General features: G+C 60.7%; 8 protein-coding genes. 1 reads left to right on the plus strand and 7 read right to left on the minus strand.

Annotated elements, in window-relative coordinates:
- The 3 genes from ACLP2E_RS03930 to ACLP2E_RS03940 form a co-directional block, all read right to left on the minus strand.
- The coding region (locus ACLP2E_RS03930) for an SDR family NAD(P)-dependent oxidoreductase (protein ID WP_442465209.1) at positions 1-628 on the minus strand (628 nt) is incomplete at its 3' end.
- Positions 621-2,000 carry a class I adenylate-forming enzyme family protein gene (locus ACLP2E_RS03935; RefSeq protein ID WP_442465210.1) on the minus strand — a complete coding sequence of 460 codons (1,380 nt, stop codon included), beginning with the start codon at positions 1,998-2,000 and terminating at the stop codon, positions 621-623. The genes ACLP2E_RS03935 and ACLP2E_RS03930, both read right to left, overlap by 8 nt.
- A 2-nt stretch (positions 2,001-2,002) precedes the next feature.
- The gene (locus ACLP2E_RS03940; protein ID WP_442464409.1) at positions 2,003-2,272 is read right to left on the minus strand and encodes an acyl carrier protein; all 270 of its coding nucleotides are present in this window, start codon (positions 2,270-2,272) and stop codon (positions 2,003-2,005) included.
- A gap of 177 nt (positions 2,273-2,449) precedes the next feature.
- On the opposite strand from ACLP2E_RS03940, the gene ACLP2E_RS03945 reads away from it, so the two are divergent.
- Positions 2,450-3,415, plus strand: coding sequence for an alpha/beta hydrolase (locus ACLP2E_RS03945; protein WP_442465211.1), 966 nt, complete (start codon positions 2,450-2,452; stop codon positions 3,413-3,415).
- A gap of 6 nt (positions 3,416-3,421) precedes the next feature.
- Here ACLP2E_RS03945 and ACLP2E_RS03950 read toward each other — a convergent pair whose 3' ends face one another.
- From ACLP2E_RS03950 to ACLP2E_RS03965, 4 genes are all read right to left on the minus strand, one after another.
- Entirely contained in the window at positions 3,422-5,233 is a 1,812-nt protein-coding gene (locus tag ACLP2E_RS03950) for a long-chain-acyl-CoA synthetase (RefSeq protein ID WP_442465212.1), read from the minus strand.
- Positions 5,233-6,267: a homoserine O-succinyltransferase MetA gene (gene metA, locus ACLP2E_RS03955; protein ID WP_442465213.1), complete on the minus strand. Its 1,035-nt coding sequence runs from the start codon at positions 6,265-6,267 to the stop codon at positions 5,233-5,235. The genes ACLP2E_RS03950 and metA overlap by 1 nt, the downstream gene beginning before the upstream one ends.
- Positions 6,268-6,350: 83 nt before the next feature.
- Positions 6,351-7,691 (minus strand): O-acetylhomoserine aminocarboxypropyltransferase/cysteine synthase family protein, encoded by a 1,341-nt coding sequence (locus ACLP2E_RS03960; protein ID WP_442465214.1) that lies wholly within the window; start codon positions 7,689-7,691, stop codon positions 6,351-6,353.
- 43 nt (positions 7,692-7,734) lie between these two features.
- The coding region (locus ACLP2E_RS03965; protein WP_442465215.1) for a phosphopantetheine-binding protein at positions 7,735-7,974 on the minus strand (240 nt) is incomplete at its 5' end.

The following is a 7,974-nucleotide window of genomic DNA, read 5'->3' on the forward strand; positions in this document are numbered from 1 at the left end:
ATCGCCGGAGGGCGCTGCGACGGACGACCTTGCCCTTGTTTTCCTCGTCAAGGCCCTTGGTCATTTCGGTCTCCATGAAACCGGGCGCCACGGCGTTCACGGTAATGCCAAACTGGCCGACCTCTCGGGCAAGCGATCGCGTAAAGCCGACCGCCGCGGCCTTCGTCGCCCCGTAAACGGACAATCCGCTATAGCCGTTGAATGCTATGACCGAGGCGATGTTGACGATGCGGCCGCTCTTTTGCAGCATCATCTTGCGCACGACGTGTTTCGTGAGAACCGCCGGAGAAACGATATTAAGGTGGCACAATTGCTGGATTTGCGCGCTTGGCATGTTCGACAGAAGGCCGGCGGCGCCCGATGCGGCGTTGTTGACCAATCCATCCAGGGAGCCGAAGGCCTTGGAAATGTCTCGCACGAAAGCGGGGATGCGATCGATATCGTTCAAGTCGAAGGTCTTGAAATACAAGTCTCCCTTGCCGGACGCCTGAAGCTCCTGGTGCAACTTAAGGATCTCGTCGGTTTCGTTCCTGGCGATCGCGATAACGCGATCGCCATTCGTCGACAATCGACGCGCGATGGCCAGGCCAATTCCCCTGCTGGCGCCGGTCACAATGATATTACGCATTGCGACGCACCAGCTTTCCGCCTGCCGACATTTCGAGCGATTCCACCACTCGAATTGTCGCCGGCACCTTGTGGACCGGCAAACGGCTGCGGCACATGGCGAGGATTTCCTCTTTGATCGCCGCGACCTGTTCGCCGCCCTTTTCGGTGGTGGGGACGCTCTTCAAAACGATCTCGGCGACGACGATCTTGCCAGTGATCGGATTTGCGCGTCCCTTCACCAGGGACGCTCGAACCTGGTCATGCCGATTGATCAAGGTTTCGACTTCTTCGGGATGAACTTTCAGTCCGCCGACATTGATCACGCCGTCGCGTCGTCCGCCGAAATACCAGCGCCCATCGCGCCTTTCCACCATGTCGTTCGTCGAAACAAAGCCGTCATCGTCACGTAACCGAGGGGCGGCCAAACCGAGATATCGCATCGCCGTCCGGGCGGAGCGGACGCGTAATTCGCCGTCGACGACCCGCACTTCCACGTCCCCGCCGCTTTCGACAACGCTCATGGGAAAGCCTTCCAGTCCATCGCGAACCTCGAAGGCGACGCCGGCTTCTGTCGATCCGTATACATTCACCATTTCTATGAGCGGAAACGCCAGGCGCATTCCGTCGAGGAGGGACTGGTCGGCGATTTCGCCCGACATACGCACGTAAACGGGTTGAAAACGGCGCACATCCGGAGTCATGAGAGCGCGTCGCCAATGGGACGGGGTGCCATTCATGTGCGTTACGTCATGGGCGATGACACGTTGCAGGTAATCGGCCACGGACTCGTGCGGGTGCGACAGGACAAGAGAGCAACCGCCGATAATCGCTCTCAGGAAGGCCTGTAATCCGCCATAGCGGCGGATGTCGAAAAACGTCGCCCAGGTTCCCAGGACGGCTCCGGTCCCTTCGCTTCGGATCGGGTCGCTCAGGCTGTCCAGCGTATGCGCGACAATCTTGGGGGGACCCGAAGTTCCGGAAGTCAGCAGGGCCCATTCCGTCAGGCAGGTTTCCGACGCTTTCTCGACGCGGGGAGCAAGCGGCAGTCCGCAGCGAATGATCGAAACCCCGGGGAAATCGCCGGACAGGCGCTGATCCTTCCCAACCACGATCGCGTCCGCTTCGGCGTCAACGATGACCTGGGGCAACCGACTGGGGTCCAGGTCAGGCGGGCAGAGCACCATCCGCCGGGCTGTTCCGTCCAGTTCGATGAGCGCCAGGCCGGCGCTCAATTGATCCTCTACGAAAATCACCACCGATCGGCCGCTGATGTCCCTTTCGCGGCAATCGAGACTTGTCGCCGCATCGAGATCGGAAAGAACGACGGATTGTTCCAATCCCGAGAGCATGCTGCCCCTCGAGGCATGTTCCGACACCAGTTCCCGCAGCATTGTCATATCTCCTTGACCAGCGCGCGCTCATTAACCGCGCGCTCATAAAGCTCCGCGAAATCGCCGAATGTCACCGGCGCCTGGATGTTTTCCGACTCCGTAAACGGGTCCACTCCAAGCTCGTCTTCCAACTTGACGACGAGCAACGCGAAGGCCAGGGAGTCGAGACCGGAATTCAGCAATGGCAGATCATCGGTAAGCGGCGGAAAACGCCTCTGCTGCTCGATCGCAATGCTTTTCACGGCCGACTCGATTATTTTCCGGATTTCCATAAGTGCTCTCCACTTTGACTGTCATGAGGCAATTAGTTTCGCGGCAAATACGCTCCTGCGTCGGAGACGCCACGCCGCTCTTTTGCTCGCTTGCAAATTCGGCTTTTCCGAAAGACTATTCAGATATCCAGCGCAGATCGCGCGCCGACGCCGATCTGCTTTTCCGGGGGGAACGAGATGGCTCTTGATCCTCGCGTGCAACGTCTTCTCGCAATGCTTTCGATCGGAGGCGAAGCGAGCGCTCCTAGCGAAGACGTTTCGGCGCGACGCCGCGCTTTCGCCGAGATGATGAGCCTGACGGGATTGCAGCCCGCCGCGGACGTCGACCATTCCGACATCATCGTTCCCGGACCCGGCGGAGAACTGTTGCTGAGGCATTACGTTCCCCGATCCACGCGCTCCGTCCTTTCTCCCGCCATCGTCTATCTGCATGGCGGCGGCTGGATCACGGGCGGTCTCGAAACCCATGATGGCCTGTGCAGCCGGCTTGCCGAGGCAAGCCATTGTCGTGTGCTGGCGGTCGACTATCGCCTCGCGCCGGAAAACCAGCATCCTGCCGGGCTTTACGACGCGGTGGCCGCGACCAGGTGGATCATCGACAATGCGATGTCGCTGGAGATCGACCCCTCCCGCGTCGTGATCGCCGGCGACTCGGCTGGCGCCAACCTCGCCGCTTCGCTGTGCCGCCTGTTCGCGCAACAAGGAGCGTCACCCTTCGTGCTCCAGCTTTTATTGTATCCGTTTCTTGACCTCGTTGCGGACACACCGTCGCGCCGAGCCTATGGGCGCGGGTATTTCCTGGACGTCGCGGCGATGAAGGCCGACCTGGCGCTCTGTCTTCCCGCCGATGCGGATTTGACCGATCCGATCCTGTCGCCATTGCGCTCCGACGACTTCAGCGGCTTGCCGGCGGCGCATATTCACACGGCCGAGTACGATCCGATGTGCGACGAAGGTGAAATCTATGCGTCGCGCCTCGCCGCTGCGGGCGTCGAGACGCGCTACACCCGCCACGCCGGAATGATCCATCAATTCCTGGCGATGGGAGGCGCGATCCCCTATGCGGCGCCGGCGCTGCGCGAAATAGGCGCGGCGGTCGCAGAGGCGCTGGCTGCCCGGCGCGGCGTGGATCCGGCGCATTGAAGAGCATCACAGCCGCACCAGACCGGCATTGATCAGATCGAACGTCCGCGGCTCGACTGGAGCGTAGGCGGCATGGGCGCGGTCGAAATAATAGAGTTCATCCGTTATTTTTCGCGGATCATAGCCTTCTTTGGCGAGATGATGTTTCTTGTGCTTGAATGTTTCTGTGACCTCCATTTCCGCACGAATGCGGATGAAGACAGGGCGCGCATAATCTGGAAGGCTTGCGATGATATGCCGTTGCAGCCTGGCAAAATCGAAATTCCGATCGACGACAAGCGCCGCCATGCCCGCGCGTCCTTCGCAACGCTCCACTCTCACGCCATAGACGTTGGCGTCGTGGACGCCGGGGCAGCGGCATAGCGCTTCTTCGATTTCCAGGGTTGCGACGTTTTCCCCTTTCCATCTGAAAGTATCCCCGACCCGATCGACGAAATAATAGAAACCTTGTTCGTCGCGGCGCATCAGGTCGCCCGTGCGGAACCAGGCGTCATGGGGCTCGAAGACATTTCGAAGGATCTTCCGCTCGGTCTCCGACTCGCTGGCATAGCCTTCAAATCGGCCCGCTGCGCCGGCGCCTATCTTGCCGATCGCCTCGCCGACTTCGTTCCGGCCCGCCTTGACGCATCGCCCTTGCGAGTCGCGAGCGGGTTCGCCCGCAATCGGGTCGACGACGACCAGCGAAATCGGAAAGCGATGCGTCAGGAAGCTTGGCACCCGGCCGATAGCGCCAACGCGGCCCTCGACATTGTAAAGGGAGAAATTGCCTTCGGTTGCTCCATAGAATTCAAGGATTCTGGGAATCTGGAACCGCTCCTTGAAGCTCTCCCAGACATCGGCTCTCAGCCCGTTGCCGCAACAAAGGCGCAGTTTGTGGCTTTTGTCCTTGAGAGACGGCGGCTCGTTGAGGAGATATCGGCACAGTTCGCCAATATATTGAAACAACGTGCTTTCGGTTTCCTCGATGTCCTGCCAGAAATTCTTCACCGAGAATTTCTCGCGCACGACAACCGAGCCGCCGCTGGTCAGCATGGCGCCGGCCGCCGCTACTCCGCCAACGCTGTGATAGAGCGGCAAACAATCATACATCCGGTCGCTCGGGCCAACTTGCATCAGTCCTGCGAACCATCGGCTCCCCGACACAATTCGATGATGGCTGATGTTCGCCGCCTTGGGCCGGCCGGTCGTTCCAGACGTGTAGATATGCAAGGCCCTGTGCGACAGGGTCACTAGCCTTCGCTCCGCCCCCTTCAGCGCTTGGCCGGAAAAGCGCTTGATGGTCTCGTTGATCGGTGGATCGGATATCGCCGCGGCCCCGTGGCGCCACAGTTTGTGCGGACAGGCGGCGTCCATCCTGGCGCTGGCGTAGGACGCCATGGCGCGATCGTCCGCGATGACATGTTTGGGCGCGACGACGCCGATGCAATGGGCCAGCGCCGGTCCGGTAAGATTCGGATTGACCAGCGCGACGACGCCTCCCACGCGCGTTATCCCGATCCATATCGCGAGATATTCGGGGCAGTTTTGCATGATAAGGCAAACCACATCGCCAACCGCCACGCCTTCGTCGAGAGCCCATCGCGCATATCGGTTCGACAAGGCCACGAGCTGCCGGTAGCTCAGGCAGGTCGTCGTCGAAATCAGAGCGGGGGCGTCTCCCGATCTCCTGGCGATTTCGTCGATGATGAGGGGCAGGGTAAGTTGCGATTGCTCCGCAATATTCGCGGTCGCCTCCAAGGCGCGGAGCCACGCTCCGTTCACCGAAAAACCGGTCAGGGGCGAACCGGGCTCGTTCGATATCTGAGGTTTCAAATCCATCATCGGAGTTCGGCCATCATTTGCGAGGGAACGCGGGTTCGGCGGATATCCGCCACCTGCTGCAACCAGTTCCGGTAAATCGAAATCGCCGACTTCCGCCAGCGAGGCGAGGGGCGCATTTGCTCGCCGATGTCGGGGATTGCCGCCGCGAGTTCGGGACTTCGCAGCCCCGTCGCCCGCAACGCGAATGACTGGCACTTTCGGATATCGTCTGGGTCCAGATAATTCGCCGGCAGGGGCGGATAATCGTCGCGCTCGCCCGTCAGGAACCTGACGACGTCCCGGCGATATTCGCGCCAGAGGCTTGTCGCGTCGTATTCCGGATGGCCTTGCAGGAAGACAAACAGGCTGCTCTTGTGCTGTTTGACGAACATATCGACTCCGGCGGCCGCCGAGCGCGTCAGAATGCTGTACCCGGCCTGAAGCAGATCTTCTTCCGCCAGGTCATTGTACCGGGAGTGGGGAATCAGCAGGCTCGCAGGAAATCCGGAAACCATTGCATGGCCTGGTTCGGTTTCGCAGCGGAACACGCCGAAGCGCTTCATCCCGATCGGCCGCCGGTCGACGCCATCGATGTGCTTCACCGCGGCGTGGGCCGCCAGGCACGACCAGATCACCGAGCCGACGTTGTTCCCCGCCCAATCGATCAGTCGCGTCAGCGACGCCCAGTAGACCTCATCCTGAAGATGGCGCGCCCGCGGCTCGGCGCCGGTGACGATCAGCGCATCCAGGCCCAATGCGGCTATATCGTTCACGTCGTTGTAACGGTCTCTTATTTCAGCGGCGGCCACTTCGCCGCGCGCCACGTCCGGAATAGCCAGCAGATGCAGCCTCACCTCGAACTGGTTGCCGGCGGCCTGCTGGAGAAGCTCTTCAAACTGGCGCTCCGTGCGATGGAGCACGGGGTCGGGCATGTTGTTGACAAGGCCAATGTCGATGGTCGGCTGCCTGCGCCAGGCTCGACTGCCGCCGCATGAATCCGTTAGCGCCGGGTCCCTGCCGCCATCATGAATTGTTCGAGATCCGTCCAACATGGCGAGCCTCCCGTGTTCGAGACGATGCAGCGGCGCGAGCCAGAGCGCGCGGCGAAATGTGCGCGGTCTCCTTCGCAGGCCGTTCAAGTGTTTTGGTGCAATTCGAACTCGCCGGGTTCGAAACATTGGCGCCTGGAGCCGGCGCTTTTCTCAACGGCGGCGTCGAGGGCCTGGTCGATATCGGCGATGATGTCGTTCGCATGCTCGATGCCGATGCTCAGTCGGATAAGCTCCGGCTTAACGCCGGCGGCTTTCTGCTCGGCGGCCTTCATCTGCCGATGCGTCGTCGAAGCGGGATGACAGGCCAGCGATTTTGCGTCGCCGATATTGACGAGGCGCTTGATCAATTTCAGCGCGTCGTAAAAAGCCTTGCCGGCTTGCAATCCGCCCCGCACCCCGAAGGTGAACAGCGGCGGCGCCTGTCCGGCCAGATATTTCTGCACAAGTTCGAAATAGGGACTGTCCGGAAAACCTGAATAATTGACCCACTGCACCCGAGGATCGTTTTTCAGGAATTCGGCTACCGCGCGGCCATTTTGGACATGGCGCTCCATTCGCAGCCCGATGGTCTCCACGCCCTGCAAGATCAGAAAAGCGCTCAACGGAGAAAGGACAGAACCCGTCGTACGCAGATAGACGCTGCGGCACCGTTCGATATAGGCCGTCGCCCCAAAGCGCTCGACGTAGACGAGTCCGTGATAGGATTGGTCGGGTTCATTGAACTGCGGGAATCGCCGCGCCTGTTCGCGCCAGGGAAATCGACCGCTATCGACGATGGCGCCGCCAAGCGTCGTTCCGTGTCCGCCGAGGTATTTTGTCAGCGAGTGGATCACGATATCCGCGCCATGTTCGATCGGTCGCAACAGGATCGGTGTCGCCACCGTGTTATCCACGATGAGCGGAACGCCGTTCGCATGAGCGACCTGCGCCAAAGCCGCTATGTCACAAACGTTGCCCGCGGGGTTTCCCACCGTCTCGCAGAACACGGCGCGCGTCTCGCCGTCGATCATTCGCGCTATTTCTTTCGCCTGATCGGTCTTGGCGAACCGCGTCGCAATCCCTTGTCGCGGCAGGACGTGAGAAAACAATGTGTGGGTTGTTCCGTATAATTGCGGCGTCGCGACGATGTTGCCCCCGCAATCGGCGACATTCAGCATCGCGTAATTCAGCGCCGCCTGACCTGAGCTGACGCACAAGGCGGCCGCACCTCCCTCCAGGGCGGCAATTCGCCGCTCCAGCACTGCGGTGGTCGGATTTTGGATCCGGCTGTAGCGAAATCCTTCGGCTTCGAGATTGAACAGGGCGGCGCCATGATCGGCGCTGTCGAATTCATACGCGACCGTCTGGTAGATCGGTACGGCGACCGCTTTGGTCGTCGGATCTCCCGAATATCCGGCATGAACCGCTATCGTGTCCTTGTGCATTTTCCGCGCCACCATGTTGAATGGTTGATGCTCGAGAATCCGGCTACATCGTGCGCGTCTCGACGCGCGAAAACTCTTGCGCCGCGCTGGACTGCAGCGTCGCAATGAGCGCCTCGATCGCCGCGATCGACGCGAAATTCTCCGGCGTCATCGCCGATTGCGGAATCGTGACGTCGCAGGCGACCTCTACCGCCAGCATCAGATTGACCATATCCAACGACGTCAGTCCGCTGTTCTTGAGATCGCTTTCCCGCCCGAGCGCGGTTGCTACTCCTCGACGGGC

This window comes from Rhodoblastus sp. (genome assembly GCF_052145335.1).
Taxonomy (GTDB): Bacteria; Pseudomonadota; Alphaproteobacteria; order Rhizobiales; family Beijerinckiaceae; genus Rhodoblastus.